Source organism: Pedobacter sp. V48 (assembly GCF_000523515.1).
Lineage (GTDB): Bacteria > Bacteroidota > Bacteroidia > Sphingobacteriales > Sphingobacteriaceae > Pedobacter.
This window is the reverse complement of record NZ_AWRU01000016.1, coordinates 1-25,713: the sequence shown is the minus strand read 5'-3', so window position 1 is coordinate 25,713 and position 25,713 is coordinate 1. Positions and strand designations below refer to the sequence as shown.

Annotated in this window: 22 protein-coding genes, 1 pseudogene and 1 riboswitch; of the genes and pseudogenes, 9 read left to right on the top strand and 14 right to left on the bottom strand. The window is 38.4% G+C overall.

Annotated elements, in window-relative coordinates:
- Window positions 1–21: 21 nt before the first annotated feature.
- From N824_RS15435 to thiS, 10 genes and pseudogenes are all read right to left on the bottom strand, one after another.
- Window positions 22–867 (bottom strand): S1 RNA-binding domain-containing protein, encoded by an 846-nt coding sequence (locus N824_RS15435; RefSeq protein WP_048906062.1) that lies wholly within the window; start codon window positions 865–867, stop codon window positions 22–24.
- Window positions 868–937: 70 nt separating this feature from the next.
- Window positions 938–1,243 carry a hypothetical protein gene (locus N824_RS15430; protein WP_048906061.1) on the bottom strand — a complete coding sequence of 102 codons (306 nt, stop codon included), beginning with the start codon at window positions 1,241–1,243 and terminating at the stop codon, window positions 938–940.
- A gap of 107 nt (window positions 1,244–1,350) precedes the next feature.
- Window positions 1,351–2,427: a HesA/MoeB/ThiF family protein gene (locus N824_RS15425; protein WP_048906060.1), complete on the bottom strand. Its 1,077-nt coding sequence runs from the start codon at window positions 2,425–2,427 to the stop codon at window positions 1,351–1,353.
- A 6-nt stretch (window positions 2,428–2,433) separates the two neighbouring features.
- On the bottom strand, window positions 2,434–3,552 hold the full coding sequence (gene thiH, locus N824_RS15420) for a 2-iminoacetate synthase ThiH (RefSeq protein ID WP_048906059.1): 1,119 nt from the start codon (window positions 3,550–3,552) through the stop codon (window positions 2,434–2,436).
- Window positions 3,545–4,309 (bottom strand): thiazole synthase, encoded by a 765-nt coding sequence (locus N824_RS15415; RefSeq protein WP_084498352.1) that lies wholly within the window; start codon window positions 4,307–4,309, stop codon window positions 3,545–3,547. The genes thiH and N824_RS15415 overlap by 8 nt, the downstream gene beginning before the upstream one ends.
- A gap of 5 nt (window positions 4,310–4,314) precedes the next feature.
- Window positions 4,315–4,959 (bottom strand): thiamine phosphate synthase, encoded by a 645-nt coding sequence (locus N824_RS15410; protein ID WP_048906057.1) that lies wholly within the window; start codon window positions 4,957–4,959, stop codon window positions 4,315–4,317.
- Window positions 4,956–5,714 (bottom strand): hydroxymethylpyrimidine/phosphomethylpyrimidine kinase, encoded by a 759-nt coding sequence (locus N824_RS15405; RefSeq protein ID WP_048906056.1) that lies wholly within the window; start codon window positions 5,712–5,714, stop codon window positions 4,956–4,958. The genes N824_RS15410 and N824_RS15405 overlap by 4 nt, the downstream gene beginning before the upstream one ends.
- Entirely contained in the window at window positions 5,708–6,298 is a 591-nt protein-coding gene (locus tag N824_RS15400) for a thiamine phosphate synthase (protein ID WP_048906055.1), read from the bottom strand. The genes N824_RS15405 and N824_RS15400 overlap by 7 nt, the downstream gene beginning before the upstream one ends.
- Window positions 6,299–8,182: pseudogene (gene thiC, locus N824_RS15395) on the bottom strand (phosphomethylpyrimidine synthase ThiC).
- A gap of 49 nt (window positions 8,183–8,231) precedes the next feature.
- Entirely contained in the window at window positions 8,232–8,432 is a 201-nt protein-coding gene (gene thiS, locus N824_RS15390; protein ID WP_048906053.1) for a sulfur carrier protein ThiS, read from the bottom strand.
- 59 nt (window positions 8,433–8,491) lie between these two features.
- Window positions 8,492–8,579: riboswitch (TPP riboswitch) on the bottom strand.
- Window positions 8,580–8,886: 307 nt separating this feature from the next.
- On the opposite strand from thiS, the gene N824_RS15385 reads away from it, so the two are divergent.
- Window positions 8,887–10,041, top strand: a complete 1,155-nt coding sequence (locus N824_RS15385) for an MFS transporter (protein WP_048906052.1) — start codon at window positions 8,887–8,889, stop codon at window positions 10,039–10,041.
- A 1-nt stretch (window position 10,042) separates the two neighbouring features.
- Here N824_RS15385 and N824_RS15380 read toward each other — a convergent pair whose 3' ends face one another.
- Window positions 10,043–10,447, bottom strand: coding sequence for a YtxH domain-containing protein (locus tag N824_RS15380; RefSeq protein WP_235207140.1), 405 nt, complete (start codon window positions 10,445–10,447; stop codon window positions 10,043–10,045).
- 148 nt (window positions 10,448–10,595) lie between these two features.
- Between N824_RS15380 and N824_RS15375 the strand changes: the two genes are divergently transcribed.
- The 5 genes from N824_RS15375 to N824_RS15355 all read left to right on the top strand — a co-directional run bounded on the left by N824_RS15375 (window position 10,596) and on the right by N824_RS15355 (window position 17,201).
- Window positions 10,596–13,472: a tetratricopeptide repeat protein gene (locus N824_RS15375; RefSeq protein WP_048906050.1), complete on the top strand. Its 2,877-nt coding sequence runs from the start codon at window positions 10,596–10,598 to the stop codon at window positions 13,470–13,472.
- A 103-nt stretch (window positions 13,473–13,575) separates the two neighbouring features.
- On the top strand, window positions 13,576–14,742 hold the full coding sequence (locus N824_RS15370) for an MFS transporter (protein WP_048906049.1): 1,167 nt from the start codon (window positions 13,576–13,578) through the stop codon (window positions 14,740–14,742).
- An 18-nt stretch (window positions 14,743–14,760) separates the two neighbouring features.
- Complete coding sequence (locus N824_RS15365) at window positions 14,761–15,609, top strand: helix-turn-helix domain-containing protein (protein ID WP_048906048.1); 849 nt, start codon at window positions 14,761–14,763, stop codon at window positions 15,607–15,609.
- A 77-nt stretch (window positions 15,610–15,686) separates the two neighbouring features.
- Window positions 15,687–16,376: a hypothetical protein gene (locus N824_RS15360; protein WP_048906047.1), complete on the top strand. Its 690-nt coding sequence runs from the start codon at window positions 15,687–15,689 to the stop codon at window positions 16,374–16,376.
- 36 nt (window positions 16,377–16,412) lie between these two features.
- Entirely contained in the window at window positions 16,413–17,201 is a 789-nt protein-coding gene (locus N824_RS15355; RefSeq protein ID WP_048906046.1) for a DUF3050 domain-containing protein, read from the top strand.
- A 1-nt stretch (window position 17,202) separates the two neighbouring features.
- Here the strand turns inward: N824_RS15355 and N824_RS15350 are convergent, their stop codons facing one another.
- On the bottom strand, window positions 17,203–17,685 hold the full coding sequence (locus tag N824_RS15350; RefSeq protein WP_048906045.1) for a peroxiredoxin: 483 nt from the start codon (window positions 17,683–17,685) through the stop codon (window positions 17,203–17,205).
- A 221-nt stretch (window positions 17,686–17,906) separates the two neighbouring features.
- Between N824_RS15350 and N824_RS15345 the strand changes: the two genes are divergently transcribed.
- From N824_RS15345 to rpiB, 3 genes are read left to right on the top strand one after another with little or no spacing between them, the layout of a single operon-like run.
- Window positions 17,907–19,367, top strand: coding sequence for an aminoacyl-histidine dipeptidase (locus tag N824_RS15345; protein ID WP_048906044.1), 1,461 nt, complete (start codon window positions 17,907–17,909; stop codon window positions 19,365–19,367).
- Between the two features lie 24 nt (window positions 19,368–19,391).
- A complete protein-coding gene (locus N824_RS15340; protein ID WP_048906043.1) occupies window positions 19,392–21,686 on the top strand; it encodes a c-type cytochrome in 2,295 nt (764 codons plus the stop codon).
- A gap of 10 nt (window positions 21,687–21,696) precedes the next feature.
- Window positions 21,697–22,146 (top strand): ribose 5-phosphate isomerase B, encoded by a 450-nt coding sequence (gene rpiB, locus N824_RS15335; protein ID WP_048906042.1) that lies wholly within the window; start codon window positions 21,697–21,699, stop codon window positions 22,144–22,146.
- Window positions 22,147–22,150: 4 nt separating this feature from the next.
- Here the strand turns inward: rpiB and N824_RS15330 are convergent, their stop codons facing one another.
- Window positions 22,151–22,873 (bottom strand): DUF4397 domain-containing protein, encoded by a 723-nt coding sequence (locus N824_RS15330; protein WP_161662326.1) that lies wholly within the window; start codon window positions 22,871–22,873, stop codon window positions 22,151–22,153.
- 159 nt (window positions 22,874–23,032) lie between these two features.
- Complete coding sequence (locus N824_RS15325; protein WP_048906040.1) at window positions 23,033–24,673, bottom strand: murein L,D-transpeptidase; 1,641 nt, start codon at window positions 24,671–24,673, stop codon at window positions 23,033–23,035.
- Window positions 24,674–25,713 lie beyond the last annotated feature (1,040 nt).

Sequence of the window (25,713 nt, the reverse complement as noted above, 5' to 3'; positions counted from 1 at the left end):
CCGAGATGACGACTTTTTTATTTACTCTGCTTCGTGATCAATCAGTATCTTTATTTCATGATCTGAAATGGTAATCAAGCGGTCTTTATATAGCCCACCAATTACCTTCTTAAATGCATTTTTACTGATTTTAAATCGTGCATATATATCTTCTGGAGTGCTTTTATCGCCTAAAGGAATTGCGCCGCCACTTTCTTTTAATTCTTCCAGTACACTGTCCTTAGTGTCAAGAATATGGCCATAGCCCATTGGCTGCAGACTTAAGTCAATCTTACCTTCAACACGGATCTTTTTAATCCAGCCTTTTCTTAGTTCACCAGGATTAAGTACATCAAACAATTCGTTAGTGTACAGCAGCCCGATATACTTATTATCAACTATGGCATTATATCCAAGATCCGAACGGTCTACTATAAGTAAACTCACTTCATCGCCCTCTTCTAAATCTATATCTTCCTCTTCAACAAAGTTAGTTAACCTGGAAGATGCAACCATACGGTCATTACTTTCATCAAGAAAAACATAAACTACATGGCGGTCTCCTTTAAACATCGGACGTTTCTGCTCTCTTTTAGGAACATATATATCCTTATCAAGCCCCAAATCCATAAAAGCGCCGTCTTCGCTGTCATCAACAACAGTTAGATAAGCAAAATCCCCCACACATGCCAAAGGCTTTTTAGTTGTACCCATTAATCTGCCATCTTTATGAACATAAACGAATACGGTTATGTTATCGCCTATTTCGGCGTTCTTTGGAACATCATTGTAAGGAAGTAATACTTCTTTATCTCCCTCGGTTAAAATAAGGCCGGCTTCTGTTTTGTTTATTATTCTTAAATCGTTGTATTGTCCTATTGCTATCATGGTCACTATGTTGAATCATTTCCGATAAACCGGAAATGATTGTATTTACTTATGAACTGCAAAGGTAGCATTACTGAATGGGTAAATTGCTAAGTGAGCCCGGCTGTATGCAAAAATACTTTTCAATTTCGAGTGCAACATGATAAGGGATGTCTTCCTTTGAGTCTAAGGATATATAACTGTAATTGACTAACGTATTAATATACTTGCCAATTCTCTTCGGAAGCTCTCTTCTCATAGCCTTATGTGCACTATGAGTCAGATTGTTCTTTAACTCTAGGATTTTGAATTTTTTTGGTCCTGTTTTGTCGTGAGCCTTTTTAACTGGTATCTGATTCTTACTTGTACTGTTTTTATTTGCAATCTGTTTTTTCATTTTGAACTTTTTGAGTTTTTTTATGAGTTATTAAGATTGTAGATCTACACTGTAAGTCTATATGGAAAAGAATATATAGCTTTTGAAATATTGAAATAAAAACTATTTTATTTATTAAGACTCAGAATATAGATCTGAGCATCTGTTCTTGTTTTTAATAAGTTATAAGCAATTTTACTTCTTAAGCCACTGGTGCAGCAAAGCACAATTTTTTTATCCTCAGGGATTGAATGCATATGATCATTAAGCTCATATAAGGGAAAATTATATCCACCGATATTGTACTCGTCAAATTCAAAATCCTCTCGCACATCAATTAAAAAGAGAGAAGAATCTTTTTCTTTTAAATATTCAAATGCTTCCAGGTTTATTTCCTCATAGTCGTTTTTAGCAGGAGCCGAGGCAACTGATTCATAAACCGACTCAAATTTTTTATCAGAGGTGGAATTAGAGTCAATAGCGTTTACACTTTTCCCTATATTAAGGACCAATGAAGAATTGTTGAGCACATTAAGAATGAGTAATTTACCTGATAGCACTTCGCCAAAACCACAAATTAGTTTGATGGCTTCATTGGCCATATAACTGCCTATTATCCCCGGTAAGCTTCCAATTACACCACCGTCATCACAATTTGGAACTTCATCAGAAGCCGGCGGTTCAGGAAATAGCGTTCTGTAATCTACGCCGCCATTATAATTAAATACCGATACCTGACCTTCAAATTTAAATATGGAACCAAATACCAACGGTTTATTTAAAGCAACGCAAGTATCATTAACCAGATAACGGGTAGGGAAGTTATCAGATCCATCCACTACCAGATCATAATCCTGAATTAATGAATTGGCATTACCCAGTTCAATTTTAAAAGGATAGGAAACGAAATTAACATATGGATTAAGTAGCTGCAGCTTATTTACCGAGATAACTGCTTTGTTTTTTCCAATATCAGAAGTATTAAAGAGTATCTGTCTGTGTAAGTTACTTTCATCTACAGTATCATGATCAACAACGCCAATTTTGCCTATGCCGGCGGCGGCAAGATAAAGTAATACCGGAGAACCCAGACCACCGGCCCCAATAGCCAATATTTTAGCAGCTTTTAGCTTCTGCTGACCCTCTATACCCAGTTCTGGTAATCGTATCTGTCTGTTATATCTCTTTAGTTCAGCGCTATCCATAATTAATTAGTTTTTTGTTAAACTGACATCCCAATCTTTCCATACCGGTTCATAACCTTGGGAACTAATCATTTGGGCTATCTCTTTTGCGTTGCGCTCATCAGAAATCTCAAACTGTTCTAACGACTGTGGCTCAACGGCATACCCACCAGGGTTGGTTTTAGAACCTGCACTTATAGATGTGATCCCTAATTTCACAATATTATTCCTAAAAACGATGGATTCACGTGTAGAAATTGATAATTCTACTTCTGCATTATATATTCTATAAGCACAGATGAGTTGTACCAGCTCTTTGTCGTTCATCACAACTTTAGGTTCCAGACCCCCGCTAAATGGGCGTAAACGTGGAAATGAGATGCTGTATTTACTCTGCCAGTACTTTTTTTCAAGATAACTTAAGTGCATTGCTGTAAAAAAGGAATCTGTTCGCCAATCTTCCAAACCTATAAGCACACCTAATCCCATTTTATGAATTCCGGCCTGTCCCAGTCTATCCGGCGTTTCCAATCTATACTGAAAATTGGATTTTTTTCCCTTTGGGTGATGTTTTTTATAGTCATCCTGATGATAAGTTTCCTGATAAACAAGAACTGTATTTAACCCATAGGGTGTAAGCTCTTTATAATCTTCGGTGTCCAATGGCTGAACTTCCATTGATATATGAGAAAAGTGAGGCTTAATAAGCTCCAATACCTTTTTGAAATATTCGGTATGCACGGTTTGATTGGCCTCGCCGGTAACCAGCAACACATGATCGTATCCCATGTCTTTAATTACTGCCACTTCCTGCATAATTTCCATTGAAGACAGCGTTTTCCTCCTGACCTTATTGTCATAACTAAAGCCACAATAAGTGCAAATGTTATTGCATTCGTTGGAAAGATATAGCGGCACATACATTTGAATGGCCTTACCAAAACGCTTAAGGGTTAGCTGCTGACTCATCTGTGCCATCTGTTCAAGATAAGGAGCTGCTGCGGGCGAAATAAGCGCTTTAAAATCCTCTAATGTTCTTTGAGAAGAATTTAAGGCACGCTTCACATCAACACTAGTTTTGGCATAAATGCTTTTACTGGTCTCGTCCCAGTTGCACGATTCGAAGAGGTCGGTAAAGTTAGTCATCTAAAAATGAGGTTAACGGGCTGCTGGCCACAGCATGTAAATTAACAGAACCAAGTTTGGCCTCAAAAGCCATTCTTCCGGCCTCTACGGCGATCTTAAAAGCTCGGGCCATTTGTTCAGGATATTGCGAAACTGCAATGGCGGTGTTTACTAAAACCGCATCAGCGCCAATTTCCATGGCCTTTGCAGCATCAGACGGAGCACCAATCCCGGCGTCAATAATTACAGGAACGTTACTTTGGCTGATGATGATTTCTAAAAAGTCAATTGTTTTTAAACCTTTATTACTGCCAATAGGAGAGCCCAAAGGCATTACTGCCGATGTTCCTGCATCTTCCAGTCGTTTACACAAAACCGGGTCGGCGTGTATATAAGGGAGCACGATGAACCCCAGTTTTGCCAATTCCTCTGTGGCTACTAGTGTTTCAATTGGGTCAGGCATTAAATATTTAGGGTCCGGATGAATCTCTAGCTTGATCCAGTTGGTTTCTAACGATTCTCTGGCCATTTGAGCTGCAAAAACCGCCTCCTTTGCATTGCGTACACCAGATGTGTTCGGTAAAAGATTAATGTGAGGGTGATTTAAATGTATTAAAATATCATCGTCATTGTCTTTCAGATCAACTCTTTTTAAGGCTACAGTTACCAGCTCCGATTCCGAAGCAAGTAATGCTTTTTCCATTTCATTAGCTGAGCTGAACTTCCCGGTTCCCGTAAACAATCGGGATTTAAATGTTTTGTCTGCTATTTTTAACATAATAGTTAGTTATTAATGGGGTTTAAGACCTTTAGCGCACTGTACATTTTTGCAAGCTCAGCGGCAGGATCATTTGCATTGGTTAGTGCACCTGATAATGCCACACCATGAACTCCAGTTGTCATAATCAAAGAAATATCATTCAGCTCAATCCCTCCAATTGCAATAATTGGAGTGGTGATGCCAGCTATAGAAACCTGTTCCATAATTGTTTCATATCCTTCCAAACCGATTATAGGACTTAAATTTTGTTTGGTATTGGTAAACCGATAAGGGCCCAGTCCTATGTAATCGACTCCCTCGGCAACCCTTTGTTTGATATGCTCAAAAGTGTTTGCTGTACCACCAATAGTCATTCGCTCACCAACAATACTTCTTGCTTCTCCGATTGCCATGTCAGTTAAGCCTAAGTGCAGCCCATAAGCTCCAGCTTTTAGCGCAATTAAGGGATGATCATTTACAATTAACCTTGCTCCATAAGCTTTGCAAAGAGCATTAGTCTTAATAGCCAACTCAAGAATCACGTCCTCAGGCTTGTTTTTAACCCTCAGTTGTATCCACTTTGCACCCGCGATAAGTGTTTTGTTGATGGCATCAAGGTGGCTTGTGTGTTCAGTTTCCTGCGATATATAGTGTAATTTATCAATCATAATGAATGGTACCCAAGTAGGGCGCTGTTACTGTTTAAGAATTTTTCGATATATAATTTAGCATTGCTGCAAGCTTGTTTTAAAGGATAACCAAGTGCCACATTTGCGGCAATAGCTGCCGATAAAACACAACCAGAACCGTGTTTTTGATGAATTTGAGCAACTCGAGGACTAAACTCAGAAATGTGATCCTGCTCATATAGATAATCAGTGCCAATTGCAGCAATGCTATGCCCTCCCTTTAATAAAACAGGGCAGTGCTGTGCCCAAAGCTTAGCTGTATAGCTTACATCCATTGCCTCACCACCTAAACTTAACATTTCATTGTAGTTCGGAGTAATCAGGTCTATCTGTTTAAGTACGGGCGATAATATTTCCATTCCATTCGTCCAATCGTGAAATTCATGACCGGAGCTTGCCTTTATTACTGGATCCACAATAATTTTCACATCAGGCCTTTTTGATTTAAGGAAAAAGACCACCTCCTGTAATACAGCAACATCCTTTATTAGCCCTATTTTACAGGCAGACACCTGGAATTTGGTTACTAATGGTTCAAGTTGGGCAATGATTTGGAGTGAATCTAACCAGTTGTTCTTTAAGAATTCATTATCTGTTTGCACTGTTAGTGCACTGCAGATGCCAAAACCATAAACATGGTGTTGCTCAAAGCACTTTACATCGGCCAAAACACCGGCGCCTGCACTGGGGTCAAATCCTGCAATACTAATTGCATATGGTCTGTTTGCTAGCATCTTTCTTGTATACTTTTAAAATTACGGATCGCTTTTGAAGGGTCATTCCAAATAAAACCAAGTAGGGCGACTCCGTCAAAACCCATTGAATGGAGCGTTTCGGCATTTTCAGCATCAATTCCACCCAGTGCTATAAGTTTTGTGCTGTTTAAACGCTGTGGCAATTTAAAATCCTGATTCAGCACTCCAGCATACCCTGGCTTGGATATGCTGTTAAATACCGGCCCAAAAAAAGTATAATCAAATCCTTGCAAATTATTAACCTCCTCAAGTTGATGGATGGATGTACTTAGCACCGTTCCCTTCAAATTAAACATTGTTTTAGCCTCCTGTAATTGTTTTCTGTGCTCTTCCTTATAATGCAGCCGTTTAATTCCAAAGTAGTCTGTAAGCTCATGATATTGATGTAATGCAATCCTATCGTGATATACCTCATCAATCTCAGAAATCAGCTGTTTACAGTATGCACTTGTACATGAATCTTTTCTTAAATGAAATATATCTAATCCGCTTTCAAACAGTTGATTAATTTTATTTGATTCATTATCAATTATAGCAGGATTTGCAATTACAATTACATTCACCTATAAATAGATTTCGCTACCCTTCTCTGTAAATTCTTTAGATTTTTCTGCCATCCCTTTTGCCAGCGCATCTTGTTCATCAACGCCCTGCTTTGCGGCATATTCCCTAACATCCTGAGTGATCTTCATCGAGCAGAAGTTAGGCCCGCACATCGAGCAGAAGTGAGCGATCTTTGCGCCGTCAGCCGGTAGGGTTTCATCATGAAATTCTTTTGCTGTGTCCGGATCCAGAGAAAGGTTAAACTGATCTTCCCATCTAAATTCAAATCTTGCCTTGCTTAAAGCATTGTCTCTGTATTGTGCACCAGGGTGGCCTTTTGCTAAATCGGCAGCATGAGCGGCAATTTTATAGGTAATTACACCATCTTTAACATCTTTTTTATTTGGTAAGCCAAGATGCTCTTTTGGGGTAACATAACACAACATTGCAGTTCCAAACCAACCTATCATGGCAGCACCAATGGCTGATGTGATGTGATCATAACCCGGAGCAATGTCAGTAGTTAGGGGGCCTAATGTATAGAAAGGAGCTTCAGAACAATGTTCTAGCTGTTTCTCCATGTTCTCTTTAATCAGGTGCATTGGTACGTGACCAGGTCCCTCAATTATGGTCTGTACATCATGTTTCCAGGCAATTTTTGTTAACTCACCAAGCGTTTCCAATTCAGCAAACTGAGCCTCATCGTTAGCATCGGCAATACAACCAGGCCTTAAACCATCGCCTAAAGAAAAGGACACATCGTAAGCCTTCATGATCTCGCATATCTCCTCAAAATGAGTATAAAGGAAGCTTTCCTTATGATGTGCAAGGCACCATTTAGCCATAATAGATYMRMMTCWWSRYNCAWTTCCGGTCACCCTTTTTGCGGTAAGCGGGATGTAGCGCAACAACACACCGGCGTGTATGGTAAAGTAATCTACACCCTGTTCAGCCTGTTCGATTAAAGTATCCCTAAAGAGCTCCCATGTCAAATCTTCTGCTTTTCCATTGACTTTTTCTAATGCCTGATATATTGGAACTGTTCCAATTGGAACCGGAGAATTACGAATAATCCATTCGCGGGTTTCGTGTATGTTTTTTCCGGTCGATAGGTCCATTATCGTATCCGCACCCCATCGACATGCCCATACAGCCTTTTCAACTTCTTCTTCAATTGAAGAGGTTACGGCCGAATTACCGATATTGGCGTTGATTTTAACCAGGAAATTACGGCCAATAATCATTGGTTCCAATTCAGGGTGGTTAATGTTGCAAGGAATTACCGCCCTTCCCGAAGCAACTTCCTGACGAACAAACTCTGGTGTAATGTATCCTTTTGGGGTATTTGCGCCAAAGCTATGGCCTTTATGCTGATGACTCATTACATCATATTGTGCACCTAGCTGCTCATTTAAAAGATCTATTCTTTGGTTTTCTCTAATGGCAATGTATTCCATTTCGGCAGTAATAATGCCTTTTTTTGCATAATGCATTTGCGAAACATTAGCGCTATTTTTTGCCTTGTAAGGTTTGTTGATATAAGCAAAACGCAACGAATCCAGTTTGCTGTCGGCCAGGCGCTGCTGACCATAGTCAGAAGAAATGTGATCTAACTGTTCAACATCCTGCCTGTTGGTAATCCATTTTTCTCTTAATCTAGGCAAACCTTCTCTTACATCGATATGTGCATTCGGATCGGTATAGGGGCCGCTGGTGTCATAAATTGTTACGGGAGGGTTTGGTTCTGTTAAACCAAACCCATTGTGGATTTTGGTATCACTCAAACTAATCTCGCGCATGGCAACTTCAATATCGTGCAGTTGTCCTTTTACAAAAATTTTGCGTGAGGCAGGGAAGGGACTACGGCTGATCACTTCTTCGGTTGGAGTTTTTTCACTTTTCATAAATACTTTAATTTATAATGAAGGATTGATTTAATACATGATTGAAGCATTAGCCACCTTGGGTGGCCTTAATTATGATTACCTGATCGCCATGTTTTAGCGTATGTTCGGCCCAGGCAGATTTAGAAATAATGGTTTGATTGATGGCTACAGCGGTACCTTTAGCCTGAACGTTAATAACAGACAGCATTTGCTCTACAGAACAAGGGCTGTTAAATTCGTAATTTTGTTGATTTACAGTTATTTCCATCTTTAAATGATTTGGAAAAACTATAGAGATTGCCCGTAACGGGACGAAAAGATAGCAATAGGTTTGCTTCTACTTTTCCCTTCGGCAGTACTAACTGCATCAGGTTCAAAGGGTATATCTCAGCGCAAGGCACCCCTAAAGTTTTTTGTAAAGCTATGTTATTTTTTGGAAAAACAAATAGGAGAGATTTAAAAACTGCATGTAGTGACTCGTCTTAAATAAATTACTAGCCTCAGATTGTTTAAGGTTTTCGTCATCCGATCATAAAAGAGCTGACGATGCGCGATGACAACGTATGAGTTTTTTAGCTATCAACATTACCCATATGGAAATAATCTGTGCAACTTGCTAAATAGTTTTTTCAGCTCCAATTTGAATTGTTTACATTTGTAGCCTATTAATTACGACTAGCTGCACTTTAGGGTGATTAATTTTATTTTTTCATCTCAAATTAATGATTTCAAATAGTAAACATCGGTTTTTCTTAAGCCTTTTCTTTTTCATTTCAGGATTTAGCTTTGCTACCTGGGCGTCAAGAATTCCTACGATTAAAACCGCTTTTGGATTTAATGAAGCAGAATTAGGAAGTATTCTATTGGCAATGCCGGTCGGCTCTTTAATCGGATTACCCATTTCAGGTTGGTTAGTTTCCAAATACAATAGTCGTGTGCCGTTAACGGTGGGCTATGCATTAAATGCACTTTCGCTCGCGCTGATAGGAATTGCACACAATACACTTAGTCTTGTTTTTGCAATTTGTGTGTTCGCTTTTACTACCAGAATATTTAATATTTCAGTAAATACGCAAACACTAACACTACAAAAGAGATTTGAGAAAAAGATAATAGGTTCATTCCATGGGTTTTGGAGTATTGGTGGGATAGCAGGAATTGCCTTGTCTACACTTTTGCTGACCCTAAATGTTACGTTGGCAGTACATTTTTCTATAGTTGCGGTGTTAATGTTGCTTGTAACCTTATACTCATACCAGTTTTTATTAAAAGGAGATAAGTCTGAAACAGGCAACAAGTTGATCTTGAGTAAGCCAGACCCATATATCTTTTATCTTGGTATAGTTGTGTTTTTATGTGCAATATGCGAAGGAGGCATGTTCGATTGGAGTGGAATTTACTTTCAGGAAGTGTTAAATGCGCCAATATTTACTTACGGTTACCTGATCTTTATGACATTTATGGCAACATCAAGGTTCTTATCTGATATTATCATTGTAAAATTTGGTATGCCGAAAACATACATTATGAGCGCTGTTTTTATTGTTTCTGGAATTTCCCTGGCCATTATATTTCCAACATTCTGGACAGCTATGCTCGGTTTTTCATTAGTAGGCTTTGGAACAGCATCAATAATACCAATGTCGTATGCGTTGGCAGGTGCTTCAAAGAAGTATTCGCCGGGAATGGCCATATCCATTATAGCCACTTATTCGATAACTGGAATGCTGCTGGGGCCTCCATTAATTGGATACCTGGCGCATGCGTTTAATTTAAGAGTATCCTTTGTAATTTTCGGATTATGTGGACTATTGTTAGTTCCAATAACCAAAATGTTTTTTAAACACCAAAGGATAGCTCTAGATATTAAACCATAGATTAGGCCTTTTGAATGGCGTCATTTGCATCATCAGCAGTATTTTTGATTGCTGATTTTGCTTTTTCTAATTCAGTATCTCTAAATTCTTTAAACTCCTGAGATACAGAGTTCACCTTAGTCTTAACGTTGTCCACAACCTGATTTTTTAGTCCCCCAAGACTTTGTTTTCCATTACTGATATTATCCTTAATGGAATGGAAACCATCTTTTACATTATCTGCAAGGTCTAATGCTTTATCAGATATTCTTTCTCTTGTTCTTTTTCCACTGTCAGGAGCAAATAGTACTCCTATAACAGCACCTACCGCTAAACCAGCTAATAATCCAACTATTGCTCCAGATTTGTCAGTTGGCATAGTCGGGAAATTGGACAAGCGGCTAGATATTAATTTTTTATAATTCATAATAGATGTTTTTTACTTAATCACTAACACATTCCGTACCAGAGTGTTTTAATAAATTGAAATTTAATCATATTGTGTAGTTGCGGGTAGAAAATCGTGTAACAGTTTAAAAAAGAGAAAGGAGAAAACTGGTATATTTAGGGTAGATATGAAAAAACTCTGTTTCTCCCTGATTTTATTCGTTGTCATTAATGCAGGTGCAGTCAGGTCTCAGTCTATAAATCCCGATAGTACAGAACAAGTTTTTACGGAGTTGGTTAAACTTAAAAAACAACTTGTTTTGCAGGCAGACACTGCTGCAAATGCAGCGCCTGTAATTAGTCGAATGCTTGAGCTTGGATTGTGGGAGATAGCTGATAGTTTGATTGAATCATCAAAACATAATAATTTAGATTATCAGTTACTTAAGTGCGATTACTTAATCTTAAACAATAAATATAAGGAGGCCGAGATTATAGTGTCTCAAGTACTAAAACAAGAACGGAAAAATGAAAAGGCGCTTCTCATAAAAGGCTTTTTGGAGATACAGGCATGGCGTTTATTAAAGGCTGAAAATATAGCAAAGCAAGTGTTTCAAAGTAATCCGGATAGTGAAGATGCAGCGCTGTTACTTGGTAGGGTTAAGCTGCTTAAAAAGGAATACGAAACGGCCTTAAAAATTGCAAAAGAGATACAGCAGAGAAATCCAAAAAGTGCTAAAGCCTATTTGTTGGAAGCCGATGTTTATTTTTGGGATCAGCGTCCTGAGAAAGCCGAACAACCGTTAATTAAATCCATTGAATTAGATCCTTTCAATGCAGATGCCAGATTCAGTTACGGCTATGCAATATGGAGAAGGGTAGATGCAACACAGTTAGATGCCATGGCTGACCAGTGGGAATTGGCACTGGCAATTAATCCGCTTCATTATCAAACTCACTGGCATTGGGGCAATGGCCATACCAATTTAACCTATGCAGATTATGCGGAAACTAATGATGAAGAGGTTAGGAAAGCGCTTTTAACGGCCGACCAGCGAATAGTAAACAATGAGGTGCAAGGAGCAATAGAAATTACCAGAGCGGTAGAGAAGAAATACGCTAACTCTGTTTTGCCTTTAATGCATAGGGCGTCGATTTATTATAGCGCATTTGATCTGGACAGAGGCATGCGGCTTGATTCTGCTGAGCATATTTTTAAAGCGATTTTGCTTAGAAAAAAGCACTATGGCCCGGCCCACAATGGCTTGTCGGCAGTCATTAAATCGAAAAGGATTCCATACCTGGATGCTTTCGATGCCATCACTAAAACGCTTGTTAATACCAAGATCGAGGATATGACGAATTTCACCAAAGTGTTTTCTGACGTAGGCTATTATCCAGGAGAAACTGCAAAAGCAATGGTTTGGAACCAGCTATATTCATCAGTAGTTTACTTTTCTTTTTTATCTAAACAACGTAATACCTTTAAAATACCTCCATTGCACCAGGATTTAGCGGTTGCTATGGACGCCCCGGCTTTTAGGTACATGACCACATTTGATAACAGGCAGTGGATGGATATAAGAGGGGTAGGAAGTGGGGCCGCGGGAATAGAATATGTAGAGCGTGGGGCTTTTATGGAGCGAAATGTGGTATTGCATGAGTACGTGCATTTGTTTCATGGAGCAGTACTAACCGATGCTGAAAGCAGAAAAATAAGATCGCTATACTATAATGCCATGAAACAAAACCGTACGCTTGATTATTACTCCCAAAACAATGAAAGCGAGTATTTTGCGCAAACTTATCCCGCGTATTTTGAGCCCGTAAAAGTGCACCCGCTTGATTTTAAATCAATGAATACAAGAGCCGATTTAAAATCAAAAGATCCTGATATGTATAGTTTTCTGGATAAATTGGTTTCAAAGGAAAAGGCTTATTTGGCTGGCGATAAAAAAGCCATGGCCAACAATTGGGCTGAGGTTTATGTGAACCTGGCAAGTCGTGCGGGTAATTCAAAACTTGCAGTAACTTATCTGGATACAGCTTTGACTTATGATGCTAAGTATCTTCCGGCGTTTCTAAGTATCGCCCATCTCAAAATCTATAACAAAGATTTTAGTGGAGCTGAGCAATGGCTGGTAAAAGCTAAAAATATTGATATAGTTTATGCACCTATTTATGCGATGTATGCAGATCTAGTTGCGGCTAAATATGCCGCCCGACAAATCAATCAGGAAGAATCTGTTAAACAGCAGGCGGGTTATCTGCAGCAATCTATTACTCTTGAAGACGATTATCAGGAGCTGGCAAAGGATAATTTGTTGCTCCGGGAAATGTACAGAAAAAATGCCAAGCTGAAGGAAGCCATTGAAGCGGCTGATCTGTATACTAAAACCGGAGCTACGGTGTCTACCTATTTAAGGGATAGAATTGATGATGCTATTGCGTTTTCTGCATCTTTAAGGGCAACTTTAGGTGATACAAAGCAGGTTGCTGTTTTGAAAAAGCTGGTTGATCAGAAGCCCCAGAATTTTGAACTTAGAAATATGTATGCTGACGCTCTGGCCGAAAACAAGCAATATGAACCAGCCATTGCTACATTAAAAGAAGCCCAAAGGATTTTGACCGCTTCGGGAAATGGAAGACCAGATTATAATTTAAGGATAGCAGAGTTCTATCATGAATTGAAATATAAGGATAGCACTGATTTTTATTTGCAACCATTTTTATCGGGTAAGTTATATGTAAAAGGGCTTGATCAATTGAGGTTTATAAGGCTATTGACCCAAAAAGGCTATAAAACAAGGGCATCGGAGCTATTAAAAAAGGTAAACAGGTCCGGCGATAATATTTATGCTTCAGATTATTTATACACCTTGGCAAAATTGCTGCAAACCAATCATCGCAAAACAGAAAGCATGGCGCTGTATGAAAAGGCGATTCAATTAAATCCATATCATTTTGCTGCCTATCTAGAATTAATTGATTATGCTAAAGCTAAAAAACAAGCTAAGAGGATCAGTGAGTTAGAGTTAAAAATGAAAAAAAATAACCTTAGGTAGGTCAAAATTAATGGTGAATTTTTTTTACCAAAAATAGACCAATTAACCTATTTTATTATCTACTTTTGTAGTGTGTATTTTTTACACTAACCTATAGTAGATTATGAAGAAAAGTTTGCTTGCTTTAACCCTTGGAGGCCTTGGAATCGGGATCACAGAATTTGTGATGATGGGCCTTTTGCCAGACATCGCAAAAGATTTACATATTACCATACCTCAGGCCGGGCATCTCATTTCTGCTTATGCTTTAGGGGTTGTAATTGGCGCACCTTTATTAGTAGTTATTGCGGGTAGCTATCCTCCCAAAAAAATACTAATGGTTTTAATGCTCATGTTTACAGGTTTTAATGCCTTTTCGGCATTTGCACCAGATTATAATACCATGTTTGCAGCTCGTTTGCTGGCAGGCTTACCACACGGAGCTTTCTTTGGCGTGGGCTCCGTGGTAGCAAGCAGAATAGCAGAAAAGGGTAAAGAAGCCCAATCTGTGTCGCTAATGTTTGCCGGATTAACTATAGCAAACGTAATAGGGGTACCGCTAGGTACTTATATTGGCCATAACTATTCATGGAGGTATACTTTTGTAATCATTGTTATTGTAGGTATAGTTACTTTGTTGAGTTTAAAATCATGGATGCCAGCACTTCCAGCTACTAAAAATCGCGATTTGGGCAAAGAGCTTAACTTCTTTAAACTTCCTGAATCATGGTTGATCATTTTAATGATTGCAATTGGCACAGGTGGGTTATTTTCGTGGTATAGCTATATCGCTCCATTGCTCACTGAGGTTTCGGGATTCTCTGCCAATTCCATCACCTATATCTTGGTAGTAGCCGGTTTAGGGATGTTGGTAGGTAACTTCATTGGAGGTAAACTTGCAGATAAAATATCGCCTGCAAAGGCAACTATAGCACTACTGATTGCAATGTCTGTTAGTCTTTTAATTGTACATTATGTATCAGGAAACCAGGTGTTGGCTGTAATAATGACATTTGTGACTGGTGCAATTGCTTTTGCAGCGGCATCACCAATTCAGATGCTGATGATCAATACAGCCAAAGGTTCGGAAATGCTTGCTGCCTCTGTTAGTCAGGCCAGCTTTAACATAGGTAATGCGCTTGGTGCATTTTTAGGTGGTTTGCCACTTGCAGCAGGTTATGATTATACTTCTCCGGTTTCGGTGGGTTCAATAATGGCTCTAACAGGAGCTGCGTTTGCATGGGTGCTTATTGCAAGAAGCAGAAGAGTTGCTAAACTGAATTACGCATAAAAGTTCTAGATTAGTGTCGTGAAAAACATTATTCCAGTCCATAAACTCTATGAGCGCTCTTCGGCGGGAATGGAGGTTATTTATTTTGAAAACGTTAAAGAACGTGCTTCCATTTTAAGTGCACACCGCGACGATCATTATATTTTTTTATATCAGGAAAAGGGAGAAAGCAATTTCATGCTTGATTTTAAGTCTCTTTTAGTTAATAACCGTGCCATATTATATGTACTGCCGGGGCAGGTACATCACAGCATAGACAGTAAAAATGTTTCGGGTTGGTTTTTGGCCATTGATACCCTATTGGTTAATGAAGAGTACAGAACTGTTTTTGAGCAGTACATTATAAGCAATGGGCCCTTATCACTTGATGATGCTAAAGCAGAAAAATTTAAACAATGTCTGAAATTACTTCATGAAAGGTTTTTGCTTATTGAAGAGCCATTGAGCAGGGCAATCGCACATTCTCTTGCGCAATCTTATATCGGGATGGTTGCTGAAGCTTACCTTTCGCAAACTCAATTTGGGCAAAAGCAAAATACAAGACCTGTGCAGATCAATAGTCAATTCAGGAGTTTGCTGCTGGCAAATTTTAAAACAGTTAAACGCCCTTCCGAGTACGCAGAAAAATTAAATATTTCCCTTACTTATTTAAATGAGGTTGTTAAAGGGCTAACAGGCTTTCCGGTTAGCTACTGGATTCACAACGAGATTGTACTCGAAGCAAAGAGGCTACTGTACTATACCGATCTAACGGTTAAAGAAATCTCATTTGAATTGGGATTCTCAGACCATACTTATTTTTCCAGATTGTTTACTAAGTTTGCCGGAACTTCTGCCGGTGCGTTTAGGGCTATATACCGCAAATAGTCCAATACTTACCTTTCTTTCTTCATTGTAATGTGAACGTTTTTAACGTTGTTTTGTAACATCGAAACAAAGAAATTATGAATTTAATAAAAAGAAAGGCGCTTGTAATATTTGAAAAACAATTTGGTAAAACCGGACATGTTCTGGATGTTCGTGCATGGAATCCTTCAACGTTTTACGAAATAGATCTGCACTTACCAGGGGTAGACATGAGCAAGTGGCAAAGCGTTCAACATATGAAATGTAAAGTTGCCGATGGCGTTTACAGAGACTATACACCCGCGCATTGGGATGAGGATACACAAACCTGTACGTTGTATGTTGATGCAGCACATGACGGTAATGGAAGTAAATGGGCTGCCAGCTTAAAACCAAAGGACCAGATTACGTATCTTGGAATTTCAAGTACTTTTACAAAACCAGTTTCTTCTGCTTCATTAACCTGCCTTGGTGATAGTTCTGCAATAGGACATTTTTTAGCTTTAGAGCAATTGGCTGGTAAGGGAAATGTATCGGGAGCCGTAGTAATAAAGGAAGAAGAACATCGCAAAGCATTTATGTCTTATTTCGATTCTACATTGGAGGCTATCCCTCAAAAAGTGAGTAGCAATATCAACAATTTGCAGGAATGGTTAAAGGAACAAAACCTTGATGGGCGCGCGGTATACTTAGCAGGTAATGTTCCTATGGTTGTTGAGCTCAGAAAAATAATTAAAGCATTACCAGGTTTTAATGGACGTGTTAAAGTTCAGGGTTTTTGGTGGTAAAATTTTATCTTTGCCGCCAGGAAAAATTAAGGAATAATGAGTAGCGCACCGCTGGAAAGAATTCAAAACGAAATAGAGCCATTAAGGCAACAGATAATCAATCATAAAGTTTATTCAGTTATCAATGATCTTGAAGATCTAAGAATCTTTATGCAATATCATGTGTATGCAGTTTGGGATTTCATGTCGCTGTTAAAATCGCTTCAAATTAACCTTACCTGTACTACTATTCCCTGGTTCCCTGTTGGATCGGCAAACAACAGGTATTTAATCAATGAGATTGTTGCCGGAGAAGAATCTGATGCTGACAGTAAAGGCGAAAGGAAAAGTCACTTTGAGATGTATCTTGAGGCAATGAATCAATGCGGAGCAGATACGAATCAGATTGATCAATTTGTAAACGCATTGAAAACAACCGGTGATTTGAATAAGGCATATGAGTTATCTAATACTCCAGATGAGGCTCAAAGCTTTGTAAACTTTACTTTTAAAATAATCAACAGCAATCAGCCACATTTGCAGGCAAGTACGTTTACGTTTGGCAGAGAAGATTTGATACCTAATATGTTCCTGACTATAGTAAACGACCTGAATAAGAAATTCCCTGATCAGATATCTTTATTTAAGTATTATCTGGACAGACATATTGAAGTTGATGGCGACCATCATAGTCACCTCGCGCTTGAAATGACTTCAGATCTATGCGGTAATAGCGATGAATACTGGAAGTCAGCGGAGCAGGCTACAATAGAATCCCTTAAAAAGCGGATTGAGCTATGGGATGGCGCCTACAACAAAATTGTATTTGCCACCACTACAGCGTAAATTATTTCATCAGCTCAAAGAATTTTGGTAAATCCTTTTCGTTGCTTGAGTAAAACGTCAGTTTTTTAGCTGTGTCGTAAAGGTATAGAGATGGGTATTGTTTTGGGTGAAAAATGGGAATAAACACATGATCCCGATCTTGTAGTATCGTAACATTCTTTAGTGCCTGTAAGGGCTTACCATAATTGGTAAAAAAGTAATCTATAGAACGTTGCTCGTCCTGTGTAATCATATAAATATTAACGTTCTTTAGCTCTTTGGTTCTTTTAGACATGTTTGCAGCTGTTCGCTGGCAATGTTCGCAAGTAGCATCAAAGAACATCAATAAAGCTTTTTTTCCTTTAGTTATCTGACTTGTAGAATAGGCATTGCCGTCAGTTTTATAGAAAACAGCGGTAGGCAACACACTACCAGGTAAAAGCGCCTGGCTAAAAGCAATTGTAGAAAATGCACAAAGGATTAAAGAGAATATTATTTTTTTCATAGGATGTTCTTAATAAAGAAAGCGCTAATATCATATTCTTTATAATAATTAACGTCATTTAAAACCTAATTTTTACAATAGAACATTCAGTTATTAATAAGGATGTTTGCTCTAATTACTTGCTAATGGCTTGTTTGTGCAACAATAAGATGATAAAAGGTTAGCCATAATTGTATATAAAAACTTTTCTCTAAGTTTGTTTACATACAAATGAGCAAGGAATGAAAGTTGAAAATTTAGAGCCGGCATCGCTTTGGAATAATTTTATCCGTTTAAATGCAATACCCCGTGCATCAAAAAAGGAGCAAAGGGTAATACAGTTTATGGTTGATTTTGGTGAAAACCTTGGACTACAAACAATTCAGGATCATACTGGAAACGTAATTATAAAGAAGCCGGCAACTGCTGGTATGGAAAACAGAAAAACTGTAATCCTACAGTCGCATCTTGATATGGTTCATCAAAAGAATGGCGATACAATTTTTAATTTCGATACTCAAGGTATTGAAATGTATGTAGAGGGAGATTGGGTTAAAGCTAAGGGTACTACACTGGGTGCCGATAATGGTATTGGGGTAGCCACTATTATGTCCATTTTAGCTTCGTCCGATATTGCCCATCCTTCTATTGAAGCCTTATTTACAATAGATGAAGAAACGGGTATGACGGGTGCAAAGGAGCTTGATCCATCTAATCTTTACGGAACTATTCTACTGAACCTTGATACAGAAGAAGATGATGAGCTTACCATTGGCTGTGCCGGTGGCATAGATACAAATACAATATATACTTATAAGCAAAAACAGGTTGCAGACAGCAGCTTTGCTTATGAGATCTCTATAAAAGGTTTACTAGGCGGCCACTCTGGTATGGATATCCATAAAGGCAGAGCCAATGCGAATAAATTGATGAACCGATTGCTTTATGAAGCAAATAAGGAGGTTAGTATTCAATTGAGTTCGGTAGATGGCGGAAGCTTGAGAAATGCCATTCCAAGAGAGTCTAAAGCTGTGGTAGTAGTAGCGCCCACTCAAAAAGAGAAATTTAATTCCTTTGTAAAAAGTTTTACAGCTATTGTTGAGGCAGAATTTCATGCCATAGAACCTTCTTTATTGATTTCTGCGGTTGAAACGGAATTGCCTCGGTTTGCAATGGACGAAGGAGATTTTACCAGGATCGTGAATGCAATTTATTCTCTTCCAAACGGTGTTTTTAGGATGAGTCCTGATATTGCTGACCTGGTGGAAGCCTCTTCTAACCTGGCCAGAGTTATTATTGGAAACGGAGAGTTTGTTACCCAATCGTTGCAGCGCAGTAGTGTTGAAAGCACTAAACGAGATGTTGCAATTGCCGTTGGTGCATCTCTGGAAATTATTGGATGTGATGTTTCACGCAGTGGCGATTATCCGGGCTGGAAACCTAATCCCGAGTCCAGTATTTTAGAATTGATGGCTGATCTATATAGAGCCAGTTTTAATTCCGAGCCTAATGTTAGTGCCTGCCACGCTGGTTTAGAGTGCGGTATTTTGGGTGGTCACCTGCCGGGAATGGATATGATCTCCTTTGGACCAACAATTCATGGTGCCCATTCGCCCGATGAAAAGGTACAGGTCTCTTCAGTACAAAAATTCTGGAGCTATTTGCTAAAAGTACTTCAACAAATTCCACTTAAAAATAACTAATACTATTCTACGTTTGTTCCTATTATGAAAGTTTACATATACGCATTTTTAATACTTATTGTATTTTCTTTATATCAATGTCAGAGTTATAAAAAGGTTTCTACAACAAAAGCTACTTCCGATAAACCCATCGACTTTAACGCATCACCGGTGGTTCCTGCCGATGAATCCATAAGTAAAATGGTTATAGAAGATGGTTTTGAGGTAGAACTTATTGCCGCCGAGCCAATAGTAACAACACCTGTGGCAATGAGTTTTGATCAGAAAGGGCGTATGTGGATAGTAGAAATGAATGGATATATGCCTGATACATTGGGCACCGGAGAAGACAAGCCATCGGGTAAGATCATTATTCTGGAAGATAAAAATAAAGATGGTGTTGCAGATGAGCGTAAACTAGTAATTGACTCATTGGTGTTGCCAAGGGCAATTTGTTTAATTGAAGATGGAATTTTGGTAGCTGAACCACCAAACTTATGGTACTATGAGCTTAAAAATGATAAACCGGTTAAAAGAACGCTTGTAGATAGTAAATACGCGGTAGATGGTAATGTGGAGCATCAGCCCAATGGCCTGTTAAGGGCTCTTGACAATTGGATTTACAATGCAAAATCTAGTAAACGATATAGAAAACAAGGCGATAAATGGTTGATTGAGGATACTCATTTCAGAGGTCAGTGGGGAGTAAGCCAGGATAACTATGGTAGGTTGTATTACAATGATAACTCGACGAACTTGCTGGGCGATTATTTTAGTCCTGGTTTTGGTACCTCAAATAGAAATCAAAGAGGAGTGGATGGCTTTTCTGAAAGAACGGTACCAAACAACCGTGTATATCCAATTAGGCCAACGCCGGGCGTAAACAGAGGTTATTCGCCAGGAACACTAGATGACAGTCTAAGATTAAGAAACTTTACAGCAGCTTGTGGTCCGTTGATTTACCGGGGAGATCTGTTTGGCAGTGCTTATGATTTTAATGCTTTTGTAGCAGAACCTTCGGCTAATTTGATTAAAAGGAATATTTTAAAAGAAACCGGATATGTAGTAAAAGGTGAGCAGGCATATAAAGATAAGGAGTTCCTGGCTAGCGTTGATGAAAGATTCAGACCGGTTAGCTTATATAATGGTCCTGACGGGGCATTATATGTTGTAGACATGTATAGAGGGATTATACAGCATAAAACCTATGTTACGCCATATTTGTCGGGCCAGATTAAAGCCAGAAACTTAACCCTGCCATTGGCATGTGGCCGAATCTATAAGATTGTTCCTAAAGGGAAAAAAGCCGTTGTTACAAGCATTCCTAATGATCCTGAAAAATTGATAGCGCTATTGGGAAGTGCTAATGGTTATTTACGAGATATGGCTCAGCAAACTTTAATAGATGGAAAATACAAGCAGGCAATCCCTCATTTAAAGGCAGTTTTAAAACAGACAACAAATCCTCTACAGGTAATTCATGCGTTATGGACGCTGGAAGGGCTTAATGCATTGGAAACAAATGAGGTATTGGCGTTGTTGAAAAGTACAGAATGGACAATCCGTATGCAGGCATTAACCGTACTGCCATCGGTTATTAACTCATCATCTTATGTTAGCTATGTGAAAGCATTAGATGAATTAGTTGATAGTAACGACGAATTAGCTGCTCCTTATGTGGCATTTGTATCAAAATATATTAAGCCATTTAACGAAGAAGCTGCTGATAATATGCTGGTAAATCTGATTAAAAAGTATCCGAATAACAGCTTTGTTTCTGATGCTGTGATCAGCAATTTAGCTTATCGTGAAGAATCATTTAAAGAAACAATATCCAAGTTTGAGCCCGATACCAACCTGAAAATAAACAAACAGTTACAGAAAGTAATTACGGCTTATAACAACACTAAAAAGAACCGTGATCCGGATGCGCTTGCTAAAGAATATCCAAAAGGATCGGCGCTGTTCTTGTCCACCTGTCAAACTTGTCATTCGCACGATGGTAATGGTATTGCATCTTTAGCACCGCCATTAAATAAGTCGCAATGGGTAAATGGTGATAAAAACACTTTAATTTCAATTGTTTTGTTTGGACTAACAGGCCCTGTAAATGTTAACGGCCATGTGTATGAAGCGCCAGAAATTGCAGGTGATATGCCTGGAATTGGTCATAGCGATGAAATTTCTGATGAAGATGTTGCTCAGCTATTAAGCTTTATCAGAAGTTCATGGCAAAACAATGCAGGTAAAATTGATGTTAAAGACGTAGTGAGTGTTCGTGAGAAACTTAAGAGCCGACAAAAAGCCTTTACAGTTGCCGAATTAGAATCAAAAAACTGATATTAGATTTATGAAAGTAATAATTGGATCAGATCATGCGGGTTTTGCTTATAAAACCATATTAGTAAAAATGTTGCTTGATGAGGGATATGAAGTGGTAGATAAGGGTACTCATACAAGTGCACCCAGCGATTATCCTGACCATGCTGCACATGTAGCCCATGCGTTGTTAAATAAAGAAGGCGACAGGGGGATTTTAGTGTGTGGCAGTTCGGTAGGAGTTAGTGTAGCTGCCAACAAATTTAAGGGTATTAGAGCTGGTGTATGCCATGATACCTATTCAGCACACCAGTCTGTTGAGCACGATGATGTGAATGTTTTATGTATTGGAGAACGTGTAATTGGAATTGAGTTGGCCAAGGATATAGTTAGAGCGTTTCTCAAGGCTATCTTTTCTAATGAAGAACGACATGTTAAACGATTAGAAAAAATAGCCGCCATTGAGAGTGGAGAGATGTAGGGGGTTATTGATTTGTAATGACTTGTCCGTCAAAAGCATGTTCTGTTCCAGCTGGAGTAAGCATGCCTCTTGATATGATGGTATAAGTTTTTCCTTTCTTGATATCGATGTCTTTGAGTTCTTTTTTAACTGCACCAGATGCTTTATCCTTAATTTCGAAGGTGTAAATTTTAGCAGGGATCTCTACAAAATCACTTGCAGCTTTGTATGCCTTGTCAGTAGCTACTGCTACGCTATCTTTAAATGCAAGATTAAGTGCAGAAGCATCAGGAGATAAATTAATAAATCTTACAAATGCTTTTTCCGCGGCAGGAGTTTTAATGTCATCGTTGATAAGAAGATAATCAAGGCCTGTCTGTTTGCCGATAAAGAATAGGGAATAGATTTTGCCGTTTTCGAATTTTAAACTCTCTGAAAGCAAGCTTTCTGTACTACTTTCTGTCGTAAGTTTACCTGTATATTCACCAGGACTTAAGCGAAAATAAGATACTACGCCTCCAAAAGGAAGGGCACCTGAATTTACTTTACTCTGGTTTAAATAGAAATTATAAGTAGCTAATGTTGGCGAAGCGTTCGTAACACTTAACAGAGAAAGTTCTGGATCAGGTGCAGGATCATTGTTTTTGCAAGATTGCATTAGTAGGGTTAACAGCAAGATGATTATAGCTACAATGCAGATTATAAATGAGTTTGAGTAAGCGCTTTTAGTAAAGGATTTAGTGGCCATAAGAATTGGTTTAGGGTTTATAGTTAACAATAGAGCATTGATGGTAAAAAAACAGAGCCGGCTCATATAGAGCCGACCCTGAATCTAAATTAACGCTCTCAAACCACTAAACGAGGCGAGTTGATAAATCGCTACAGTAGGATTAAGAAAAAATGAAAATTATTCTTCTTTAAGTAGCATGCTGGCCAAAGGCTCATCTCTGCTGTAAATATCTTTACGGAAATTTAACCGGTTATTTCGGTCAATAAAAGCTGTGAAATAGGCTATATAAACGGGAACTTTGTTTTTTAGTGTAACGTATTGCTCTTTCCCCGAATTCATAGCCGTTTTTATTTTAGCTGCATCCCAGCCTTTGCTGTTTTTAAGTAAAAAAGCGGCGAGCTTTGCAGGGTCTTCTACACGGATACAACCATGACTAAACGCTCTGGACGACTCTCCGAACAGCGATTTAGAAGGCGTGTCGTGCAGGTAGATGTCGTAACTGTTTGGGAACAGGAACTTTACAAGACCTAAAGAGTTTTTAGGTCCGGGTTTTTGTCTCACTACAGGCAAACCTCCACTATAACCCGTTATTTCCATCTGATGGCTTTTAATGTAGTTTTTGTTGCGCCGCATATTGGGTAGAACCTCATTACGAACAATGCTGGTAGGAACATTCCAGTAAGGGCTGAATACAACATATTTCATGTCCCCTGAAAAGATAACTGTTTTGTGTATAGATTGGCCTACTACAACATTTCCACTCCATAATAAGCTGTCTGCATGGTAAACATGCAGTTTAAATTCAGGGATGTTTACACCAAGATAATTGGAGTCAATTTGTACTGGCAACCATCGGCTGCGCTCCATGTTTACTAAAAGCTGTCTGATTCTCTTTTTTAATGGTGTATTTAGTTCTGTTAATGTGCCCGGCCCAATTGCTCCATCTGGGGTCATGCCACTTCTTTCCTGAAACTGCTTTACAGCTAAAAGAAATTCATCATTGTAATGAGTATCTGTAGTATCACCTTTAAAATCCTCTAACTTGAATAGGCGTGTTTTTATTTGGGCAATCACTTCTGAAGAATCTCCAGGCTTATAAGATTTTTTATCAGCTACTATTTGGTTCCATGAGTCTTTTTGATCCAGTTCTCGATACTTAATGAGGAAGTTCTTTAAAAGATCATATTGTCTGTAAACCGGAGCAACCGCTGCACCTGCAAATTTGGCTGGGCTTTTAATCATGCTGTCCAAGTAAACATCATACGCAACCTTTTTGCGTGGAAGAAACCATTCGGAAGATTTGCTAATAGAGGCATCCATACCTTCCCATGCTAATTTGGCAAAAACAAAATATTGAGCAGTGAGCATCAGCTCTAGTCTGATATCTGGTTTTTTACTCGGCTTGGCATAGATCATAGAATCCAATGCGACCCTATATGGGATATCCTTGTTGATTCCCTCATCTTTAAGATTTTTAACCCGATCGGTAAGGTTACCTGCCTGTTCTATTAGTCCATTTTTGTTATACCATGCAAAAGCAAAGTGCCTGTTGGTGTAGAATTTTTGGATTGATGCAGCGTATTCTTTGAGTAGTGGATGTGCAGCAATAAATGATTCAATTTGAAGGGTGTCAAAAAAAAGCTCCTGTTCAGAATTAAAATTTCCGGGGATAGTTTTGTTCCAGTCTTTAATGGAACGTCTTTTTAGTGAGTCTTTTGTGATTTTTGTTGCCTTCTTTTCAGATTGGTTGCAACTATTTAGAGATAGCAGACCAAAAAGCAAAAAGGCTACAATAGGGAAGGGGCGTAACAAATTCATGCTTTAATTTTATTTAATAAATATCATGATTCCAAATTGATTTGAAAAGTAAAGCTCGGCTAAAAGTGAGGATATGAACATCTTTTGATTTTTTGTTTTTGTAAGCTGCTGTATTACAGTTGTTTTTTGATTTTTAACTGTTTATAACTATGTTGAAAACCTGTTGGTAAGCTGTTAGTGAATTGTTAGAAAAATAAATCAGATTTTCCTTGTTTTCAATGGTTTAAGTGTGTAAATTAGATCTATCAATTACGAAGTACTTTGACAGTCTGAAGAAATTCCAAAAAGAACACTTAGCTTAAGGGCAAAAAGATTCTGGTAATTTCGATGATCAGTAAATAAAAACTCGAAGTTCAAAGGAGACAGAGAACACGAGATTTAAGATTACCGGAGCCCCAGCGCAAAGGTATGTAGACTGTGTCAAGACGGACGTATCTCAGATGATGAAGCCTACGGGATGATTTATAAAGAGATAACTTAGACGGGTTTCAAAGTTCGTGAGAACTAAGAACACTACGAAATGGTAAAGTAAAAGAAGAATTGGTGCTTTTTTATAGCTACGGCGATAAAAAGGTGGAAACGGAGTACTCAAATCGAAAGAAGCGAGACTCCGTTTTCTTTTGTACGTGCTTTTTTTGCTTTCTTGTTTCCTTTTGGTGTTTCTCATCTGCACTTTAATAGTCGAGGTATATTTTTTTAGCGACTTTCCAACGACTCTGAACGACCTTTTGTCGTTTTTAAGACTTTTTGATGTGAGGTATCAGATGATGGTGTATTATACCTAATGTTGTGTATACTATATATAGTGTAGAATTTGATGTGATTATGCACATAGTATATATATAGTGTAGGGAGTTGTTTTTGCCGGCCTTGTTTAGCCTTTTATGGTATTTTAAGATAAAGAATTAACCTGGTTTTAACTTTCTGTTAATTTTTCTGGTTGTGGTTTAGCGAGTTAGGATTATTTTGCAAGAAATAGTGTTTAAATGTTTGCGTGGTGGTTGAATTTTCCTACTTTTGCATCCMGCTAAGATCGGAAG